Genomic DNA, 20441 nt, shown 5'->3' with positions numbered 1-20441 from the left:
TTAGCTAGTTTGGCTATTATAGCTTAAATAGCTCAAGTGCGGTTTCTCGAAACTCCTCTATACTCCCCGCACCCCGCTGGTCCCCGGCTCGCGTATCGGTCCGTTCGAGATTGTTGCTGCCTTGGGCGCGGGTGGCATGGGCGAGGTCTATCGCGCTCGCGATCCGAAGCTGAATCGCGACGTCGCGATCAAGGTCCTGCTGCCTTCGGTCGCCAACGATCCCGATCGCCTCGCGCGCTTCAGCCGCGAAGCGCAGGTCCTGGCGTCGCTCAACCACCCGAACATCGCGCACATTCACGGACTCGAAGAATCAGGCGGTGTGACGGCGCTCGTGATGGAGCTGGTTGAAGGCGAGGATCTGTCGCAGCGAATTTCGCGCGGACCGATTCCGCTCGACGAAGCGTTACCCATCGCGCGCCAGATCGCCGAGGCGCTCGAAGCGGCGCACGAGTGCGGCATCATCCATCGCGATCTCAAGCCAGCGAACATCAAGGTCCGGCCCGATGGAACGGTGAAGGTGCTCGACTTCGGCCTCGCCAAAGCCGTTCTCCAAGCCACAAGCCCCAAGTCTCAAGCCGACGAGAATCTGGCCAATTCGCCAACCCTGGCCGGGCACGCCACCGAGGCCGGCATCATCCTCGGCACCGCCGCCTACATGTCGCCCGAGCAGGCAGCGGGTAAGGCCGTCGACAAGCGCAGCGACCTGTGGGCCTTCGGCGTGGTGTTGCTGGAAATGCTGACCGGTCGTCCGGCATTCGGCGGCGAAACGGTTTCGCACGTGCTCGCCGCTGTTCTGAAAGACGAGCCGGACCTCACCGCGTTGCCCTCGGGGACGCCTGATTCGATCAGGCGGCTGCTGCGCCGCTGCCTCGAAAAAGATCGCAAACGCCGGTTGCCGGACGCGGCGACGGCGCGGCTTGACATCGACGACGCGTCATCGGGATCCCCCAGGGGCGTCGGGCAGATGTCAGCACGCCGCTCGTCCAGACGCGAACAGGCGGCCTGGGGCCTCGCGTCGATCCTTGCTCTCGCTGTCGTGGTGTTGGCGATGTGGGGGATCACGCCCGCGCCGCTCGATAGTCCCGCCACTCGCTTCTCGATCGCACCACCTGACGGATGGACTTTCGCATCGACGGGTAGCGGGCGTACCGGCTGGGGCTCGCCGGTGGTTGTCTCGCCCGACGGACGCTACATTGCCATGGTTGCCGCGGGCGCGGACGGTACCCAGCATTTATGGCTGCGAACACTCGATGCCACGGTCCCGCAATGCTCGAAGGGACCGGCGGGGCCAGCGGCCCATTCTGGTCTCCGGACAGCCGACGGATTGCCTTCTTCTCGTCGGGAAAGCTGAAGCGGGTCGCAACCAGCGGCCGCGAGTTACAGGTGCTCTGCGATTCAGGGGCCGGCGGCGGCGGAACATGTAATCAAGACGACGTCATCCTGTTTGCTCCGACATCCGCCGGCGAGGGCGGCCTGTTCAAAGTGCCCGGCGGCGGCGGCTTCCCTACGGCAGTGACGACGCTTGACGCCTCGCGCAGCGAGACCAATCACCTGTGGCCGCAATTTCTTCCGGACGGGCGCCCTCCTCCCAGCGACCGTCGTCTTGAATTGGGCGACGCAGGTTCGAAAGTGAAGCTCACGTGCCGCTGACGTCAGGATGATCGCCTCGGTGGTTACGAGATGCTCTCCGCACTCGGGGACGGTGGAATGGGCCAGGTCTTTCGCGCGCGATCAGGACCCCTAATCTGGCAAGTCCGCAGTGCTACCATCACCTTGTGAACTCGCTGACGCGGGAGGTCATCGTGACTGCGCTCGGGCGCCTCGCCGATCGGCTCCCGGCCGATCAGCCTCGCGTGGACCTGATCGTGGTCGGAGGCGCGGCCATGGTGCTGCTCTTTGGCGCACGCGACTCCACGAAGGACGTCGATGCGTTTCACTTGGACCCGGATGCCCGGTCCCGGGTCGCGGCGGCCGCTGCATCCGTGGCCGAGAGCCTCGAGTTGCCAGGCGACTGGCTGAACTAGGCGGCGAAGGGATATGTGCACGGCCTCTCGTTAGGTGCCGTAGTGCTGGACACGCCCACGCTCCGCGTGCGAACGCTGTCAGTGACGCAACTGCTGGCGATGAAACTGTCGGCGTGGCGCGACGACCTCGACGTCGAGGACGCGCGGCGCCTGCTGAAGGAGTGCACGGGGACCCGTGCTGGCGTGTGGCGGCAGGTCGAGCCTCATCTCGTGCCCGGCCGCGAGATGAAGGCGCAGTACGCATTCGATGATTTGTGGGAGAGCGAGCATGGACCTGCGTGATCTCGTCGTGGCGCTGCTGGCGCGTGACGCGCTGAAGGCCCGGCAGTGGACCGCCGACGCCACGCGTGAGGCCGTGACCTGGGCGGAGGTGCCGCGCCCGGTCGGCTGGAGCGCCACCGAACTGGCCGTGGCCGCTGGCGTGGTGGAACTCCTCGCGTCGAGGGCCAAACAGCCGCCACCGCCGTGGACGCGAACCGTTGGTGCCGCCCCCGAGCCGGTGTATCTGGTCCGTGCGGCCGAGACGATGCCGAGGTTGCGGCGATCGTGCGAGACCGAGGGCCCCGAGCCGCTGCGGGTCCGGATGCTCTACGCGCCGCCTGACTTCCTGACGGCTGCCTGACGAACGAAGGGCCATTCTCACCTATACTCTCGGCATCCCCATCGTTCCCGGCGCCCGCCTCGGTCCCTACGAGATTCTCTCCGCGCTCGGCGCTGGTGGCATGGGCGAGGTGTATCGCGCGCGCGATACGAAGTTGAACCGCGACGTTGCGATCAAAGTGCTGTTGCCTGCGGTCGCGAACGATCCCGATCGGCTGGGCCGTTTCAGCCGCGAAGCGCAGGTGCTGGCGTCACTCAATCATCCGAATATCGCTGCGATTTATGGCCTTGAAGAAGGTCCGGCTGAAGCCGCGAGTGATGGTCCGGCTAAAGCCGGACGCTACATCGGTGCCAATGTGGCGTCCGGCTTCAGCCGGACCATTGCACTCGTCATGGAGCTCGTTGAGGGTGAGGACCTCTCGCAGCGCATCGCGCGAGGAGCCATTCCGCTCGACGAAGCGCTGCCGATCGCGCGGCAGATCGCGGAGGCCCTTGAAGCGGCACACGAACTCGGCATCATCCATCGCGATCTAAAGCCCGCGAACATCAAGGTCCGCCCTGATGGAACCGTCAAGGTGCTCGACTTCGGCCTCGCGAAAGCCGTTGATCCCAATGCGGGATCATCCGTGACCGCGATGAACTCGCCGACATTCTCGATCCACGCGACTGAAGCAGGTCTCATCCTTGGTACGGCGGCGTACATGAGTCCGGAGCAAGCCGCCGGCAAGGCGGTCGATAAACGCAGCGACTTGTGGTCCTTTGGAGTCGTCTTGCTGGAGATGCTGACCGGGCGCCACGTCTTCGCAGGCGAGACGGTGTCACACGTGCTCGCAGCCGTGCTCAAGGACGATCCGGATTGGTCGTCGCTGCCCACCACCACGCCCGCATCGATCAATAAATTACTCCAGCGCTGCCTCCAGAAAGATCGTAGGTTGCGCCTGGACTCTGCCGCCGCCGCGCGGCTTGAGATCGACGATGCGAGCAAACCGGGCGAGACGGTCCAGCGCGCCCGCCCCGGGTGGCGTTGGGCCGCGGCAGTTGCGGTGGTGTCGTTGATTGCGTTGATGTTGTTCGCGGCGCGATGGTGGATGCCGGGCGATTCAGTCGCCGTCAGTGGAGACGTTGTTCGCTTTGCCATCCATGACACCGCTGACGTGACCGTGGCGCGAGTGGACGCTCGCATGGCGCTGTCGCCTGACGGCCGTACGCTCGCGTTCGTCGGCTATGGCGAACGCGGCCGGAGCATCTGGCTTCGCGCGCTTGACTCGTTAGCGTCGCGGCCGGTTCGCGGCACCGAAGGCGCCGCAGCCATTACGTGGTATCCGGACGGCCGCACGCTCGGGTTTGTGGTCGGTGGGCAGATCATGAAGGTGTCGCTTCCCGACGGCACACCGGAGCAGGTCGGTGCATCGCTTAGCACTGGTATCCCGACGCTTGAAGTCGGAGCGGATCGACGATTCCTGGTCGGCGATGGTGTGCGCTTCGGCACTCTGCCAGCCGCGGGCGGCACACCCACTTGGCTGCCGCGGGTGTCTGCGGGCGACGTTCACAGAATGGCCAGCTTTCTTCCAGACGGACGGCACTATCTTTACTCGGTCCTCAGCACCGACTCGTCCAGAGCCGGGACGTTTGTCGCTGACCTCGACGGCGGTGAGCCGATTCGCCTGCTGGCTGTTCCGGCACTTGCGCGTTATGCAAACGGCCATCTCCTGTTCGTACGCGATCAGGTCCTTTACGCGCAACCGTTCAACGCCGCTGCGCGCCAGCTATCCGGCGAGCCTGTGCCATTATCGGAAAATGTCGTGGGTAGCTTCACCGCGTCGAATGGCGGAACAGTCGCCTACCTCCCGGTTGGCGACGCCGCCGAATCGGAAGCGGGTCAACTGCGGTGGCTGGACCGTGCCGGCCGTCTGCTGGGACGCATCGAACAATCCACTGGAGCCGTGAGCCCGGCGATCTCTCCCGACGGCCGCCATCTGGCCATGCAGTTGCGCGGTGATATCTGGGTGTTCAATCTCGCGCGCGGGGTGCTGTCGCGACTCACGTCGGGGACCACCGGTCTCAGCCTGAGCGCCGGCAGCCCGACCTGGCTCCCCGATAGCCGTCGAGTGATTTTTTTCCGCAATGCGCCAGTCAACGGCCACGATGCGCTCATCGAGACTGAAGTTGGCGCGACCAATCAGGAAATCATCCTGCATGAATCGAGCGGCCGGCACGCGCATCCGAGCGACCTTTCGGCCGACGGAAATTATTTGTTCTACGAAGGGGAGTCGGCCGACTTCGACATCTGGGCCCTGCGATTGACCGGCGATCGTCAGGTGCGCGCCTACGTGAACGCGCCGAGCGAGGAACGGCAACCAGCCATTTCACCGGATGGCCGCTGGCTCGCGTACACATCGGATAGTTCCGGGCGGTTCGAAATCTACGTTCAGAGCTTTCCGGACTCTGGCGCTCGGATTCAGGTCTCGCCAAACGGCGGGAGGTCGGCGCGGTGGCGGCGTGACGGCACCGAGTTGTACTACCTGACACCAGATGGGAATCTGATGGCGGTGCCGGTGCGGGCGGGGCAACCGATCGAATTCGGCAGTCCGATCGCGTTGTTTCGGTTTGTCGATCCGCAACAGGGCCCGTCAGGGAGGCCGAACTACGACGTGACCGCTGACGGTCAGCGCTTTATCGTCAGCTCGATCGAGCGCCGCACGGACCCGTCGTTGCACGTGCTGCTCAACTGGCCGGCGATGCTGACGGCAAAGGCAGCAAGATGAGCCTCGACCCTGCCGGGGAATCGATGACCCGAGGCAGTGGCGTCACACCTCGAGCAGCCGCAGGCCCGGATCCAGCCGCCTGAGGTCGCCGCCATCACTGGTCACGACCACCTGATCGGCCCGGCGCGCGCAGACGACCACGTGCGCATCGACAATGTCGCTCGTTCGCGTGGCGGCCAGCAGGAGGCCGACGACCGTGGCGTCGGGGGCGTCGAGCGCCATCAGATCCGTGCCCACGTGCCGCGCCAGCCGGGTGAGCCGAACCTGGCGGGCGGGATGGCGAATGGCCTGCGCCAGCGCGGTCGCGGGGACGGTCACGCGCAGGCCGCGTTCAGCGGCCCGGGCGACCAGCGCGAGCACGCGGCGATCGCCGCGATCGAGTGCAATCAAGCCGCCGGTGTCAAAGGTAATGCCGGTCATGCCGCGGCCGTGCGGCGGCCCCCGCGGCGGCGCGGCGGGCGGGACAGCAGCGCGTCTGCCCAGGCCCGTTCTTTCCTGGACAAAGGGCCGCCGGTCTCTTGCAAGGCGCCGTCGAGCATCTGCTGCCATCCGGCCGCGTCGTGAAGGGCCACCTCGACCGCGCGCCTCACGAAACCTGAGACGTTCGCGACCTGTCCAGCGGCGACCAGCCGGCGGACCTCGTCGAGCTGATCGTCATCGATCGTGATGGTGAGCTTGGTCGTGGCCATACCGATCACCATACCATCGGCTGGGGCCTACAACAACTCTTCCTGGGCGTGGGGCAGGCAGCTGGGGCAAATGCCGTGACTGAACTGCGTCCGCGTGTGATCGGCAAGGTAGGCCTCAACCGCCTGCCAGTAATTCCGATCGTCGCGAATCTTCCTGCAATACATGCAGATCGGCAAAATCTCTTCCAGCTTGTTGACGTCGGCGAGCGCGGCCTGCAATTCGCGCACGAGACTCTCACGCTGTTCTTCGGCCTGTTTTCGTTCGGTGATGTCGCGCGCAACGGAGTAGATCAACTCGTTGTCGAGGTCGGCGCTGGCGTTCCACAGCAGCCAGCGATACGAGCCGTCCTTGCAGATGTAGCGGTTCTCGAACCCGATCGCCTGCTCGCCGGCCTTGACCCGGCGGTTTTGCGCCACCGTTCGCTCGCGGTCGTCGGGATGCACGAACTCGAACATCGGTCTTGCCTGCAACTCCTCGCGGGTGAACCCCAACGTCTTCTCCCAAGCCTTGCTGAGCCGGGTGAAATGCCCATTGAATTGGGCGATGCAGAGCATGTCGATCGACAACGCGAAGAAGCGAGCCTCCAGATCCGTGGTTACGTTCTCCATGACTTGACCTACCGCAATCACTTCGTGGCTTCCGGTTTCGGCCGCCACAACACCACCACCTTGCCGACGCGCTGAACCGGCGCCGCATCCGTACCGGCGCAGAGCTGGTTGCCCATGGCCTCGCGGGCCTCGCGATCGTCGCCGAGGATCTTCACCTTGATCAGCTCATGCGCCGCCAGGGCGCGGTCGACCTCGGTGATGACGGAGGGCGTGACGCCGCCGTGTCCGACAAAGACCGTCGGTTCGAGCTTGTGCGCCCTGGCCTTGAGGTGGGCGCGTTCGCGGGGCGTCAGCGATACCGGCATAATTAGATTGTACCGCCCGGACTTAACAAGAGATCAGGAGGTCAGGAGAATAATTATCAGGCGCGTCGCACTCGGTTCACCGCCTTGACCATCAGGAAGACGATCCACGCCAGGATCAGGAACTGCACTACGTGCGTGACGAACGAGCCATAGGCGAACACCGCCGCGCCGGCCGCGCGCGCGTCGACCAGCGACGCATACGGGCCGGCCGCCTCCGCGCCGTCCTTCATCACCAGGAACATGTTGGTGAAGTCGGTGCCACCGAGGGTAAAGCCCACAATCGGCATCACCAGGTCGTTGACGAGCGAGTCGACGATTTTCTGGAAGGCGGCGCCGATGATTACGCCGACGGCGAGATCCATGACGTTGCCCTTGGCAATAAATTCGCGGAACTCGCTCAGCATCGATCGCTCCTTTTACAAGAGTTCAAGGAGATCAGGAGAGGTTCTCTCCTGATCTTCTGGTCTCCTGTTATGGCCACGTCAGCTTCAAGTGGCCGACGTGATGACGCCCGTGCCAAGCATACAACTGGAGGAACCAGTCCAGCGTGCGCGGGCCGTGATCGGGGTGAATCGCCTCACGCGCGAAGTCGGCCTCGTCGAGCGACTCGAGCATGAGGTGCCAGCGCCGGTGCAGGCCGTCGAGGATCTGAACAGACAGCGCCGGATCCCCGGTGGTCGAGTCGGCCAGCTTCGCCCACTCGCCCTCTTTGTACGGCTTGATCGTGGGCTTGTCCTCGGTCAGCGCCAGGCGGAAGCGGATGAAGGCATTCATGTGGCTGTCGGCCACGTGGTGCACCACCTGGCGGCCGGTCCAGCCGCCCTCGCGGTAGGGCCGGTCAATCTGCGCGGTGGCCATCGCCGCCTTCAGTTCAGAGGGGAAACTGCCAATGGCGGCAATGCTGTCCCGGCGGGTTTCCGGCGTCGGGTTGGGGTTGAAGACAAACTTGCCGGTCGGAAATCGTAGGTCCATGGCAAGATGATGCCCGACCGAGCCCGGGTTCGGCAACCTAAACCTTTGTTACAGAGTTACTTAACGCGGCATCGGTACTTTACCCCGGCACTGGTGAACCCCTGCACCCGTGAACCTGTGCACCCGTGAACCTGCCCGAACCCCAACCAATTTCGTCGAGCCCCGTCGAAGTAGGAGGGATGGATGAACGCGACGCGGCAGTGGTCGCCAAGGCCCGCGAAGGCGACCGCGAGGCGTTTCGAGCGCTCGTCGATCGCCATTCCCGCTACGTCTTCTCGCTGGCGCACCGGATGACCGGCAACGCGCAGGATGCCGAGGACGTGGTGCAGGAGGCGTGGCTCAAGGCGCACAGGCAGTTGAGCCGGTTCGAGGCCCGGGCCGATTTCCGCACCTGGCTGCACAGGATCACCGTGAACTGTTCGATCGACCTCATTCGCGGCCGGCGTCATCGCGAGGACGCGCACGACCCGGCCGACCTCGAGCAGGGGCCGCTCAGCGAACGCGGGGCCGAGTCGCAGCCGACGCCGGAACGGGTCGCCGCCAGCACGCAGATCTCGGACCGCGTGAACGAGGCGCTGGGGCTGCTGACCGCCCTCGAACGCGCCGCCTTCACGCTGCGCCACGTCGAGGGCATGTCGATCGAGGAAGTGGGAGAGAAGCTCGGGATGAAGACCAGCGCGACCAAGCACAGTATTTTCCGCGCCGTGAAGAAGATGAGACTGGCGCTCGAACCGTTTGTTCAATCATGACGAACCATCTGTCGGAAGAAGAACTGATCCTCCACTACTACGGCGAGACCGATCGCGCGGACGATACCCGCGTAGATGCGCACCTGGCCGAGTGTGGCGAGTGCCAGGCCGCGAAGGCGCAGTTGCAGCGCGTGCTCACGCTGGTCGAGACGGCGGCTCCGGTCGAGGCGCGTCCCGGGTTCGAGCGCGACGTGTGGGCACGGCTCGAGCCGCAACTTCCACCTTCGCGCTCCGCGCTACGGTGGACAAGCGACGCCAACACAACCATCGGCTGGGTCCGCAGCCTTGTCCGCCGTAGCCTTGGCGAAGGCGGATGGGCGCTGGCCGGCGGCGTCGCTGCGCTCGTGCTCGTGGCCTTCATGGCCGGCCGGTTCACCGGTGGTGTTCCGGCCGGCAGCCTGGTGGAGGCGACCCCTTCTTCGGGGTCGCCTGCCGAGGCCTCGCCCGACCGCGTATTGCAGGCCGCGATGGGCGACCATCTTGACCGCACGCAGATGATGCTGACCGAACTGGTCAACACCGACGTCGATCAGGCCGACCTGTTTGCCGGCGAGCAGGACCGCGCCTCGGACCTGGTCGCCATCAACCGCCTGATTCGCCAGTCAGCGGCGCAGTCGGGCGATGCCGGCGTGGTGGACGTGCTCGAGGATCTCGAGCGCGTGCTGCTGGAGATTGCCAACGCCCCGGCCGATGTCACGTCTAACGAATTGTCTGGCTTGAAAGATCGCATCACCGCCCAGGACCTGCTGTTCCGCGTGCGCGTGATTGCCTCGGAGATGCGTAACCGAACCCGAACCGATCGCGAGGCTGGCGATCGACTTCCGCAGCCGCTTTCATGACGCCGGGTTCATTTTTCGCCCCCGTCGTTTCGAAAAATGAACCCGGCGTCTTTGTTTGGAGACAGAAACGATGAGAGTAGTAATCAACACCTGCCGGATTGCGATGGTCTGCGGCGTGCTCGTCACGCCCTCCCTCGCTGCGGCACAGGGAACTAAGGTGCCAACGGTGCCAACGGTGCCAACGGTGCCAATGGTGCCAATGGTGCCAATGATCCCGAACTTGTCGGAGCTCACGCGGCTGGCGGATCTGCCTCGGCTGGCGGACCTGTCCAACCTCCCGGAGCTGCCGATGATGCTTGATGCGGCGCGCCTGGCCGCCTCCGACGGTTGGCTCGCCCTTGACAGCGCTCGCGCCGTCCTCGCGCCCGACTTGTATCGCTTCGACGGCCAGCGGTCGCCCGAAGAGGACGCGCGGCGGCGAGAGGAGCAAGCCAAGCAACGTGAGTCCGAGCGCCGCCAGCGCGTGGACGAGCAGTACCAGCGCGGGCAGGAGGCGCTCGAGCGCAGGAACTGGTCGCGCGCCGCCGATGCCTTCACCTCGGTGGTCGACGCGCAGAACTCCACCCGTGTCGACGCCGCGCTGTACTGGAAGGCGTATGCCCTCGACAAACTCAACCAGCAAGCCGACGCCCTCACAGCACTCGGCCAGATGATCAAGACCTATCCGCAGAGCCGCTGGATTGCCGACGCGAAGGCCCTCGAGCTGCAGGTGCGCCAGAACGCCGGCCAGGCGCCACGGCCGGAGGCCGAGTCGGATGAGGAGTTGAAGCTGCTCGCCATCCAGGGCCTGCAGCACTCGGCCCCCGAGCAGGCCGTGCCCATGCTCGAGAAAATCCTGCAGGGCACCGCCTCGCCGCAGCTGAAGGCCCGCGCGCTGTTCGTGCTGGCGCAAAGCAACTCGCCCCGCGCCAGACAGGTGCTGACCACGGTCGCGAAGGGCGGCTCGAACCCTGACGTGCAGCGCCGCGCCATCCAGTATCTCGGCGTCCACGGCTCGGTCGACAATCGCGCCGTGCTGGCCGAGATCTACGCCGGCTCGAACGATGTGGATATCAAGCGCCAGATCCTGCAGTCGCTGTTCGTCGGTGGTGACGCCACCAGGCTGATCGAAGTGGCCAACATCGAGCAGAACGTCGAGCTGCGCCGCCAGGCGGTGCGGCACCTTGGCACCATGGGCCGCACCAGGACCGGCGATGCGCTGGTCGCCATCTATGCCAGGGAGAAGGACGCCGACATCAAGCGCCAGGTGATCAACGCCATGTTCACCCAGAACAATGCCGACTCTCTGGTGGCGATCGCGCGCAAGGAAGCCGATCCCGCCCTGAAGCGCGAGATGGTGCAGAAGCTGTCGCTGATGACGAAGAACAAGGTGGCAATGGACTACCTGATGGAGATTTTGAACAAATGAAGTCAGGGATCAGGGATCAGGGATCAGGGATCAGGGATCAGGGATCAGGGATCAGGGATCAGGGATCAGGGATCAGGGATCAGGGATCAGGGATCAGGGATCGGGGATCAGGGCGCAGTGGAGGCAACCGCTTCTGGCGGTTGCCTGTCTCCTGATAGCCTCCGTTGCCGCCGCGCAAACGCCCCGCCTCTCGAACGGGCGTCTCGAGCCTCACGCCACCGCCAACATCGGCAAGGACCTGCCAGCCCTTGCCGGTACGCTCAGCGAGCCGACCTGGATCGGTTACACCCAACCGCTCATCGATGGTGAGCACGAGATGTGTGACAACTGGAGCAACGGCAATCGGTACTCACCGTCGACCGACCCGATCCGGCTCGAACCCGCGGACTTCTTTTTCGTGATGTTCCGCGTCGAGAACAAGCAGATCACCCGCATTCGGACCTATTCGGCCAACTGTCCGCTCGACGCGGGCGGCAAGTCCGTGCACTGGTTCAACAACGTGACGGTCGGCGGCAGCGTCGGCCTCATGAAGACGTTCATGGGCGCAAACTCCGTCCGCCGGCTGAATGACCAGGCGGTGACCGTGCTGGCGCTGACGGAAGGGCAGCAGCCGCTCGATGAGCTGATTGGCCTCGCTAGTCGCGGCGCCACCGCCAGCATTCGCGGCAACGCGCTGTTCTGGCTGGCCCAGCGGGCCGGGCAGAAAGCCGTCGGCACCATCACCGCGGCGATCGAGAACGACCCCGACACCGAGGTGAAGAAGAAGGCCGTGTTCGCCCTGAGCCAACTGCCAAAGGACGAAGGGGTGCCCCTGCTCATCCAGCAGGCGCGGACCAACAAGAACCCGGTCGTGCGCAAGCAGGCCATGTTCTGGCTCGGCCAGTCGAAAGACCCCAGGGCGTTGAAGTTTTTCGAGGAAATTCTGCGCTAAGCAACCTTCCGGTGGCCTCGGACCATCCAATGGCTCGAGGTCACTGCGATGCGAAGACTCGTCCTTTTCACCCTCACCCTTTTGACCGTGCCCTTCGACTTGGAGGCGCGTGCCGGTGGCACGCGTCTCCTCGCTCAGGGCGGGCAGACCCCAGCGCAAGCTGCCACATACCGAGGGGACTGGTCCGCCGACACCCGTAATACGTGGCGAGACGATGACGGGGAGCCGCGCGTGCAGATCAACCTGCGCAGCACCGCCGGCGATAATCGCTGGGGCTTCGGCGTCAGGCTCCGCGATCTCGCAGGGCTCCCCGCATCGGCCTTAACCGGCGTCGCCAGCACTCTCCAGTTCAGCTGGACCCGCGAGGCCGGCACGTTTCGCTTCACCGGATCCTTCGACCAGGGCCGGGGCAACGGGACTTACACCTTCACGCCGGATCAAGCCTTCGTCACCAACATGAGCGCGGCCGGGTATCGCAACTTGTCGTCAGACGATGTGGTCCGACTGGCGGTCATCGACGTGACCGTGGCCCACGTGCGCGGTCTCGCGCAGGCCGGATACGCGAACCTGTCGCTCGATGACGTGGTCCGGACGCGCATCCACCGGGTCACGCCCGAGTTCGTGCGAGACCTGGCCGGTGTTGGCTATAAGAACATCGCGGTCGACGACCTCGTGCGCATGGCCATCCACGGCGCGACACCGGCCAACATCAAGGCGCTGCAGGCGGCCGGCATCCGCGGCCAGTCGGTCGAGGACGTGATCAAGTTCCGCATCCACAAGGTGACGCCGGAGTTCATCAACGCGCTGTCCGCGCGCGGCTACAAGAACGTGGCGGCCGAAGACCTGGTGAAGATGCGCATCCACAAGGTGACGGCCGAGGAGATGGACCAGCAGAAGACGCTTGGCTTCGGCGGCATGGGCATCGACCAGCTGGTAAAGTTCCGCATCCACAAGGTCACCCCCGACTACATCAGGGCGATGAAGGACGTCGGCTTTGTGACCGTTTCCGAAGAGCAACTGGTGCGCATGCGGATCCACAAGGTCGACGCCCAGTTCGTGCGCGATGCGCGCGCCGACGGCCTGGCCATCCAGAGCCCGGGCGATGCCGTTGATCTCGCGATTCACGGTCCCCGCTGGCGCAAGCGGCGGTAATCGATATGTCGGAACGGTCCGGCTAACCGCCTTCGCCAAAGCTACGGCGGGTCAAGAAGCCGGACGCCACATTTGGTCCCGATGTAGACTCCGGCGAGACCGCATGGCCTCGCCGGACCTCCCACCCTTTCGCGACGTCACCGTCGGTGCGCTGCTGACGCGCCTGGCGCACGCCCTGCCTGAACACCAAGCGGTGGCTTATGACCAGCACAACCTGAAGTGGACATTCCAGGCGCTCGAGCAAGCGGCCCGGCTCGTGGCGCGCGGGCTGATGGCCGCCGGCGTCGAGCGCGGCGATCGCGTGGCCGTGTGGGCTACCAACGTTCCTGAATGGATCGTCCTGCAGTTTGCGCTCGCCAAGGCCGGCGCCATCCTCGTAACCGTCAACACGTCGCTACGGGCCAGGGAGGTCGAGTACCTGCTCCGGCAGAGCGAGACGTCTACTTTGGTGACCATCGCCGGCTTCAAGGGCGTGGACTACCTGGCCGAGTTGCGCGAATCGGGCGCGCAGGTGCCGCGGGTGATCTTCATCGGCGACTCGTGCCCTCCCGACGCCATACCGTATGCGCGGCTGTCGGAGCTTGCCGCCGCGGTCTCCGACGCCGACCTCGACGCGCGCGAGGCCCGGGTTGGCGTGGACGATGTCATCAACATGCAGTACACCTCGGGCACGACCGGGTTCCCGAAGGGCGTCATGCTCTCGAGCCGCAACATCGTCAACAACGGCTATTGGATTGGCCAGGGCCTGGGGTACACGCCTGCGGACCGCCTGTGCTTGTGCGTGCCGCTGTTTCACTGCTTTGGCTGCGTGCTGGGCGTGCTCGCGGCGTTCACGCACGGCGCCTGCCTGTGCCCGGTCGAGTTCTTCGAGCCGTCCCGCGTGCTCGAGACCATCGATCGCGAACAGTGCACGGCCGTCTACGGCGTGCCGACCATGTTCCTGGCTGCGCTCGAGCATCCGGACTTCGGGCGCTTCTCGACCAGTTCGCTGCGGACCGGCATCATGGCCGGCGCGCTCTGTCCCGAACCGTTGATGCGGCGCGTGATCGACGAAATGCACCTGCCCGAACTGACCATCGTCTATGGGCTGACCGAGACGTCGCCGGGCCTGACCCAGACACCGCGCGACGCCGACCTGGTCGAGCGGACGCAAACCGTCGGCCGCGTGCTGCCGGAGGTGGAAGTGCGGATCGTCGATCCGCAGACCGGGGCGACGGCGGCCACCGGCGCCGACGGCGAGTTGTGGGCGAAGGGCTACGTGGTCATGCAGGGCTACTACCAGATGCCCGAGGCCACCGCGGCGGCCATCACCCCTGACGGCTGGCTGAAGAGTGGCGACCAGGCGTCGATGGACGAGGCCGGGCGCGTGCGCATCACCGGCCGCATCAAGGACATCATCATCCGGGGCGGCGAGAACATTGCGCCCAAGGAAGTGGAGGACGTGCTGCGCAGTCACGCCGCCATTGCCGATGCCTCGGTCTACGCGGTGGCCAGTGATTTTTTCGGCGAGGACGTGGCCGCTGCCCTCCGCGTGCGTCCAGGTGCGACCATCGACGCGGATGAGGTGCGGGCGTTCTGCCGGGAGCGGATTGCCCGTTTCAAGGTGCCGGGTTTCATCCGCGTGGTTGACGCGTTTCCGCTGACGGCGTCCGGCAAGGTCCAGAAATTCCGCCTCCGCGAAGAGCATGAATCGCTGCTGCGGAGGTAGAATCGCGCATGCGCAAGATCCTGTTCTCCCTTTCGCTCATTGCTCTCATCACCCTATCCGATGGTCGCGCGGCCGCCCAGCAGGGAGTGCCTGCGCCCGACCAGTACTTTGGTTTCAAGATCGGCGCCGACGGCGAGCTCGCGCGCTATCCGAAGATCCTCGATTATTTCCAGCTGATCGCGACGCAGACCGATCGCGTGAAGTACGAAGAGCTGGGCAAGACGACAATGGGCAACAGTTATCCGCTGTTGCGGATCAGCTCGCCGCAGAACCTGGCGAAGTTCGATCGGCTGGTCGAAATCAACCGCCGCCTCGCCGATCCGCGCGGGCTGTCCGACACCGAGGCGCGGGCGCTCGCCGCCGAGGGCAAGCCGTTCTACTTCATCTACGCCACCATTCACTCGACCGAGGTCTCGAACGGCCAGGCCATCATCCACATCGTGCATCGGCTGGCCACCGAGAACTCGCCGCAGATTCGAGAAATCCTCGATAACTCGGTGGTGCTGATGGTGCCGTCGCAGAATCCTGACGGCCAACACCTGGTGATCGATCACTGGTACAAGACCAAGGGCACGCCGTTCAACCGCGTGTATCCGGACCTGTACCACAAGTACGTCGGCCACGACGACAACCGCGACTGGTTCATGTTCACGCAGAAAGAAACGCGGATGAGCATCGAGCTGGTGCAGAACAAGTACAAGCCGATCATCTCGCACGACATGCACCAGCAGGGGCCGCAGGGCTCGCGAATCTTTGTCCCGCCGTTCACCGATCCCTTTGACGTCAACATTCATCCGCTGCTGGCGCTCGGCCAGGCGACCGTGGGGCAGGCGATGGCGTCGGCGCTGCTCGGCGAGGGCAAGGAAGGCGTCGCGTGGCACGAGAGCTACGACATGTGGTCGCCGGCCCGGCAGTACATGATTTACCACGGCCAGCCACGCATCCTGACCGAGATTGCCAACAGCGGCGGCAACCTGGCCGATCCCTTCGTGAATCCGCAGAAGGGTCGTCCGCTCGGCCCGCAGGAATCGCGCGGCAACTTCCCGGTGCCGTATTCGAAGGACACCTGGACCCTTGGCCAGCAGATGGACTACGGCATCACCGCCGCCCTCGCCGGCATGTCGCACGTCGCCAAGTACGGCCGCGAGTGGCTCTACAACTTCTACACCGTCCACAAGGACTGGGTGAACTACAGCAAGGGGCCATACGCGTTTGTCGTGCCGGCGGCCCAGCGCGATCAGTTTGCCACTTACGAGATGCTCGAGATTCTTGAGTTCGGCGACGTCGAGATTCATCGCGCCACCGCGCCGTTCACCGCCAACGGCAAGCAGTACGCGGCCGGGTCGTATGTCGTGAAGACGGCGCAGCCCTACGGCGCCTTCGCCAAGACCATGCTCGAGAAGCAGGTCTACCCGGACCTCCGGTTGTTTCCCGGCGGTCCGCCGCAGCGGCCCTATGACGTGACCGGCCACACGCTGTGGATGCTGACGGGCGTGACCGTGGACGAGGTCGAGCAGCCGTTCGAAGCCGCGCTCGAGATGGTGAAGAAAGTCGCGCCCGTGCCGACGACCGTCGCTGCGAGGCCCAAGGGCGCATATCTGGTCAAGCCGGACTCGTACGGGTTCTTCAAGATCGTGACGGAACTGCAGAAGGCGAACGTGCCGGTCTATCGCGCGGCGAAGGCGTTCGAGGGACACCCGGCCGGCACCTGGGTGATTCCGCCGACCGCGGCAGCCCAGCCGATTATCGAGAAGGCTGCGAGGGAAATGGGCGCGCCGGTCACCACGGTCGATCGCGCGCCCGCGGTGGACGGCTTCCGGTTGAAGCCCACGACGAAAGTTGGTCTCTGGAAGGGCGCCAACAACATGCCGGGCGGCTGGCTGCTGTGGATGCTCGAGCAATACGGCATCACCCACGAGATCGTGAAGTCGCAGGACTTCACCGGCGACCTCAACGCGAAATACGACGTGATCCTATTGCCCTCCGGCACCTCGAAGGCCCGCATCGTCAGCGGCCTCGATCCCAAGCGCAACGACCCGGCCGAATGGTCGTGGGCGTTTGGCGTCGGGGATGACGGCTGGAAGAAGCTGAAGGCGTTTGTCGAGAACGGCGGCACCTTGCTGGCGATCGGCACCGCGGTGGAAACGGCGCGCGAGCTGCTGGATCTGCCGATCGAAAAGTCGTTACCTGAAGGCCGCCCGCGCTTTGGCCCGCAGGCCCCGGCGGCGGGTGGCACCACCGCGTCTGCCGATGCGACGCTGCGCGACGCGTTCAGCAGCCCCGCGCGGTTGATGCAGACGCTGCGCGATCGCGTGGCCGATCCCGAATCGCTGTTCTTCTGCCCCGGTTCGCTGCTGCAGAACGAGTTCGACGTGAACAACCCGGTGGCGTGGGGCATGCCTGCGGCGTGGCCGGTGTTCTTCGAGGGCGACCAGGCCTATCGCCTGCGTCCGGGCTTCGACATCGACACCCAGGTGGTGTCGCGCTATCCGACGACGGACATCCTGCAGAGCGGCTGGCTGCTCGGTGAGGAGTATCTCCGGGACCAGGCCAACATCCTGTCGTTCCGCATCGGCAAGGGCTACGTGGTGACTTACGGCAGCCAGGTCGACTTCCGCACCCAGCCGCGCGCCACGTTCAAGCTGATCTTCAACGCCATGTTCCACGGTCCGTCGACGGCGGTGCCCGCCGCGCAGATGGGGAAGTAGCGCCAGGGAGGGCAGCAGTCCATGTTTGCCAGGAGGGCGGCACTTTAGTGCCGCCGACGTGCGTCAACGGCGAAAGACGTCTGCGAGGAATCGTTCGACGTGATACAGCGACAGCTGCCCGCTTAATCCCGCGGGCAGCGCGTCGAAGGCGTGGTCGCCCCACGGTATTTCAACTAACTCCGATTCGGCTCCGGCCTTACGCAGGGCCTCGTACATACTTCGTCCGTACTGTGGCTGCACGATGTGGTCTCGCGATCCGTAGATCAGGAGCGTCCGCGGAGCGTCTGCGGAGACATACGAAATGGGCGAGGCTTCGATATAGCGGTCCGGCAGCTGCGCCGGCGTGCCACCGATGAAGGCTTCGAGCACGCTGCGCGAGCCGATCGGATCGGGCCGCGGCGGGTTGAGCCAGCCGTTGGTGAGGTTCACCGGTCCATAGAAGCTGATGATGGCCTTCACGCCTGGGTCCTGCAGGCCGGCCACCATCGCGAGCTGCGCTCCAGCTGAGCGGCCGAACAGCGCCAGCCGTGACGCGTCGGCGCCGTACTGCGGCCCGTTCTCTTTCACCCACGCGAGCGCCAGGCGCACATCGTCCAGCTGTGTCGGCCATTTCCATTCGGGAGCGTGGCGATAGTCGATGGCGAACACCACGTGTCCGCGTGAAGCCAGGCGGGCCGCAAACGCCGTGTCGTTCGCCGGTGTGCCGCGCTGCCACGCGCCGCCGTAAATCTGGACAATGGCCGGGTGCGGCCCGTCGCTCATCGGCCGATAGATGTCGACCGTGAGCGGCACACCGCCTGGTGTGCCGAGTGGCACGTTGCGCAACAGGCGCGACTGGCCCATGTCGATCCCGGCCAGCAAGGTCGTGACCGACAGCGGCGCACTGCGCGGGTATTGGACCATCGGCACCGAAAACAGGACGATCGCCACTGCCGACAGCCCGAGCGATGCGGGCCGTGGCCGGCCGCGAGTCCGCCAGGCAAGGTAAGCCACGAACAGCGCCGGCACCAACAGCAACGGGCTCATCTCAGGGCCGCCGACCGCGAGCGGCAGCAGCGTCATGGTCGGCGCCGGCACGACGAGCCACATGGCGACAAAGAAGATCACCGCGGACAGGGCAAAAACGAACCAGGACACGCCTGAAGAGTATCCACCGAAACGTCCACGTGGTACGGTGGGGATGTATGACACCTGGGCTGACGACCTCGCCGCTGATGCTGGGCGGCCTGTTCTTCCTGGCGATTGGCGCCATCCTGGTGATTGCCGGGATCGTCGCGCTGCGGCGCCGGCGGCCGTTCCGGTTCGTGCTGCGGACCCTCCTCGGCTTGTTGCTGCTCTCGCTTGGTGCGCTCAGCGGCGCGATTGGCGTGGGCATGCAAGGCTACCGGGCATTGACGCGCGAGGACCTGGCCGCCCGCATTGTCGTGCAGCCAATCGGGCCGCAGCTGTTCTCGGCCACGGTCCACATTCCCGGCCGCGCCGACTCCAGTTACTACGAACTGGCCGGCGACGCGCTCTACGTAGACGCGCACATCCTGAAATGGAAACCCATGGTCAATGTGTTCGGCCTGCACACCGCCTATGAGCTGGACCGCATTGCCGGCCGCTATGACGATGTCGAGCAGGAGCGGGCGGCGCGCCGAACGGTTCACACCTTGAGGCCTGACCGGTGGGTCGACCTGTTCGCGTTGCGCACCCGCTATGCCTCCCTGGCGCCGCTACTCGACGTCGAGTATGGCTCGGGCACCTTCGCGCGCGTGGCCGAGCCGGCGGAGTTCGACGTCATGGTGTCGACGAGCGGCCTCCTGATTCGTCCAGCCGCGGGACGGTGACGGGTGCCCGCCGACCTGGCCCAGCGGCTGCAGGACGCGTTGTCGCGGCCGCTGCCCGGCCTCGACGCGCAACTGCGCATGGCGCCGTCCCCGCGCGTGGGATGGGATCCGTTCAAGCTGCCTGACGGCACCTGCGATGCCGCCGCCCTCATCCTGATCTATCCCCACAACGACACCATCCACCTGCCCCTGACCGTCCGTGGCTCTGGACTGCGCAACCACACCGGCCAGGTGTCGCTGCCGGGCGGGCGCGTGGAAGACGGCGAGTCGATCGAGGCTTGCGCGATCCGCGAGGCCGAGGAGGAGATCGGCGTGGCCCGCGGTTCGGTGCAAGTGTTGGGACGCTTGACGCCGCTGCACATCCCGGTCAGCCGGTTCCTGCTGCATCCCGTGGTGGGCTTCGTGCCGGCACGGCCCGTCTTCAATCGCGCCGAATGGGAGGTGGCGCGCATCATCGAGCCGTCGCTCTGGCAACTGCGTGATCCCGGCACGGTAAAGCGCGAAGTGCAGACGCGCACGTCCGGCCATCAAAGCGTCGAGGTTGACGTGCCATTCTTCGACATCGAGAGTGAAAAGGTCTGGGGGGCCACGGCCATGGTGCTGGCCGAGTTCTGCGCTATCCTCGACCTGCCATGACCACGCCATCGCCGCGCCGTCACTTCGCCGCGCCCTGGGGCCGCGAGCTGATGGTGATGTCGGGCATCGCGCTGTTCACCGTCGGCGTTCCCACCGTCACCCAGTGGTATCAAGGACACGTCGTGATCGGGTCGGTCCTGCTTGCGATTCTGCTGGTCCCGGTCACGCTGACGGTCCGCGGATACGAGGTGGCGCCACGCGAGCTCCGGATTCGGCGGCTCTGCTGGGACACCCGATGGCCGCTCGAGGGCCTGGTTGGCGCCCGGCTACGGCCCAATGTGATGGCCGGCTCGTGGCGCATCTGGGGCAACGGTGGCATGTTCGGGTTTACCGGTCGTTTCAGCAACGCGGCCCTCGGGCGCTATCGCGCCTACGTGACGGACCACAAGCGCACGGTCGTGATCGACTCGCCGCAGGGGATCCTGGTGGTGTCGCCCGATCGGCCCGAGCACTTCATCGCCGCCCTCACGGCGGCGTCGGCTAAATCGCCTCGCGTGTAGTTGGGCTATCCTGT

Annotated in this window: 21 protein-coding genes and 1 pseudogene; 15 read left to right on the top strand and 7 right to left on the bottom strand. The window is 65.4% G+C overall.

Features of this window, described 5'->3' with window-relative positions; genetic code table 11:
* Positions 1-109: 109 nt before the first annotated feature.
* The 5 genes from Q8T13_13175 to Q8T13_13155 all read left to right on the top strand — a co-directional run bounded on the left by Q8T13_13175 (position 110) and on the right by Q8T13_13155 (position 5389).
* On the top strand, positions 110-1351 hold the full coding sequence (locus Q8T13_13175; protein ID MDP3718709.1) for a serine/threonine-protein kinase: 1242 nt from the start codon (positions 110-112) through the stop codon (positions 1349-1351).
* A 424-nt stretch (positions 1352-1775) separates the two neighbouring features.
* Positions 1776-2024: a DUF6036 family nucleotidyltransferase gene (locus Q8T13_13170; protein MDP3718708.1), complete on the top strand. Its 249-nt coding sequence runs from the start codon at positions 1776-1778 to the stop codon at positions 2022-2024.
* 42 nt (positions 2025-2066) lie between these two features.
* Positions 2067-2306 (top strand): hypothetical protein, encoded by a 240-nt coding sequence (locus Q8T13_13165; protein ID MDP3718707.1) that lies wholly within the window; start codon positions 2067-2069, stop codon positions 2304-2306.
* Positions 2293-2646: a hypothetical protein gene (locus tag Q8T13_13160; protein ID MDP3718706.1), complete on the top strand. Its 354-nt coding sequence runs from the start codon at positions 2293-2295 to the stop codon at positions 2644-2646. The genes Q8T13_13165 and Q8T13_13160 overlap by 14 nt, the downstream gene beginning before the upstream one ends.
* Positions 2647-2719: 73 nt before the next feature.
* Positions 2720-5389, top strand: coding sequence for a protein kinase (locus tag Q8T13_13155; GenBank protein MDP3718705.1), 2670 nt, complete (start codon positions 2720-2722; stop codon positions 5387-5389).
* A gap of 42 nt (positions 5390-5431) precedes the next feature.
* On the opposite strand, the gene Q8T13_13150 is transcribed toward Q8T13_13155, so the two are convergent.
* The 6 genes and pseudogenes from Q8T13_13150 to Q8T13_13125 form a co-directional block, all read right to left on the bottom strand.
* Complete coding sequence (locus Q8T13_13150; GenBank protein ID MDP3718704.1) at positions 5432-5809, bottom strand: PIN domain nuclease; 378 nt, start codon at positions 5807-5809, stop codon at positions 5432-5434.
* Positions 5806-6078 carry a ribbon-helix-helix domain-containing protein gene (locus tag Q8T13_13145; GenBank protein MDP3718703.1) on the bottom strand — a complete coding sequence of 91 codons (273 nt, stop codon included), beginning with the start codon at positions 6076-6078 and terminating at the stop codon, positions 5806-5808. Before Q8T13_13145 ends, Q8T13_13150 begins: the two co-directional genes overlap by 4 nt.
* A 27-nt stretch (positions 6079-6105) precedes the next feature.
* Positions 6106-6735: a PAS domain S-box protein gene (locus Q8T13_13140; protein MDP3718702.1), complete on the bottom strand. Its 630-nt coding sequence runs from the start codon at positions 6733-6735 to the stop codon at positions 6106-6108.
* Positions 6705-6992: a ribosome assembly RNA-binding protein YhbY gene (gene yhbY / locus Q8T13_13135; GenBank protein ID MDP3718701.1), complete on the bottom strand. Its 288-nt coding sequence runs from the start codon at positions 6990-6992 to the stop codon at positions 6705-6707. Before yhbY ends, Q8T13_13140 begins: the two co-directional genes overlap by 31 nt.
* Positions 6993-7051: 59 nt before the next feature.
* Positions 7052-7396, bottom strand: a pseudogene (mscL, locus tag Q8T13_13130) (large conductance mechanosensitive channel protein MscL).
* Between the two features lie 67 nt (positions 7397-7463).
* Positions 7464-7964: a putative metal-dependent hydrolase gene (locus Q8T13_13125; GenBank protein ID MDP3718700.1), complete on the bottom strand. Its 501-nt coding sequence runs from the start codon at positions 7962-7964 to the stop codon at positions 7464-7466.
* Between the two features lie 179 nt (positions 7965-8143).
* Here Q8T13_13125 and Q8T13_13120 point away from each other — a divergent pair, with 179 nt between their 5' ends.
* The 7 genes from Q8T13_13120 (at position 8144) to Q8T13_13090 (ending at position 17459) form a co-directional block, all read left to right on the top strand.
* The gene (locus Q8T13_13120) at positions 8144-8713 is read left to right on the top strand and encodes a sigma-70 family RNA polymerase sigma factor (protein MDP3718699.1); all 570 of its coding nucleotides are present in this window, start codon (positions 8144-8146) and stop codon (positions 8711-8713) included.
* Positions 8710-9552: a hypothetical protein gene (locus Q8T13_13115; protein ID MDP3718698.1), complete on the top strand. Its 843-nt coding sequence runs from the start codon at positions 8710-8712 to the stop codon at positions 9550-9552. Before Q8T13_13120 ends, Q8T13_13115 begins: the two co-directional genes overlap by 4 nt.
* 70 nt (positions 9553-9622) lie before the next feature.
* Entirely contained in the window at positions 9623-10960 is a 1338-nt protein-coding gene (locus Q8T13_13110; protein ID MDP3718697.1) for a HEAT repeat domain-containing protein, read from the top strand.
* Positions 10961-11276: 316 nt separating this feature from the next.
* Entirely contained in the window at positions 11277-11891 is a 615-nt protein-coding gene (locus Q8T13_13105) for a HEAT repeat domain-containing protein (protein MDP3718696.1), read from the top strand.
* Positions 11892-12122: 231 nt separating this feature from the next.
* A complete protein-coding gene (locus tag Q8T13_13100) occupies positions 12123-13043 on the top strand; it encodes a hypothetical protein (protein ID MDP3718695.1) in 921 nt (306 codons plus the stop codon).
* 103 nt (positions 13044-13146) lie between these two features.
* Positions 13147-14751, top strand: coding sequence for an AMP-binding protein (locus tag Q8T13_13095; protein ID MDP3718694.1), 1605 nt, complete (start codon positions 13147-13149; stop codon positions 14749-14751).
* An 8-nt stretch (positions 14752-14759) separates the two neighbouring features.
* Complete coding sequence (locus Q8T13_13090; protein ID MDP3718693.1) at positions 14760-17459, top strand: M14 family metallopeptidase; 2700 nt, start codon at positions 14760-14762, stop codon at positions 17457-17459.
* A gap of 63 nt (positions 17460-17522) precedes the next feature.
* Here Q8T13_13090 and Q8T13_13085 read toward each other — a convergent pair whose 3' ends face one another.
* A complete protein-coding gene (locus Q8T13_13085) occupies positions 17523-18596 on the bottom strand; it encodes an alpha/beta hydrolase (protein ID MDP3718692.1) in 1074 nt (357 codons plus the stop codon).
* Between the two features lie 47 nt (positions 18597-18643).
* Here Q8T13_13085 and Q8T13_13080 point away from each other — a divergent pair, with 47 nt between their 5' ends.
* The 3 genes from Q8T13_13080 to Q8T13_13070 are packed head-to-tail and all read left to right on the top strand — an operon-like array spanning position 18644 to position 20427.
* Positions 18644-19291, top strand: a complete 648-nt coding sequence (locus Q8T13_13080; protein MDP3718691.1) for a hypothetical protein — start codon at positions 18644-18646, stop codon at positions 19289-19291.
* Between the two features lie 3 nt (positions 19292-19294).
* The gene (locus Q8T13_13075; protein ID MDP3718690.1) at positions 19295-19927 is read left to right on the top strand and encodes a CoA pyrophosphatase; all 633 of its coding nucleotides are present in this window, start codon (positions 19295-19297) and stop codon (positions 19925-19927) included.
* Positions 19924-20427, top strand: a complete 504-nt coding sequence (locus tag Q8T13_13070) for a PH domain-containing protein (protein ID MDP3718689.1) — start codon at positions 19924-19926, stop codon at positions 20425-20427. Before Q8T13_13075 ends, Q8T13_13070 begins: the two co-directional genes overlap by 4 nt.
* The last annotated feature ends 14 nt before the right edge of the window (positions 20428-20441 follow it).

The organism is Acidobacteriota bacterium, from assembly GCA_030697165.1.
Lineage (GTDB): Bacteria > Acidobacteriota > Vicinamibacteria > Vicinamibacterales > UBA2999 > 12-FULL-67-14b.
This window is presented reverse-complemented; position numbering and strand designations above follow the sequence as displayed.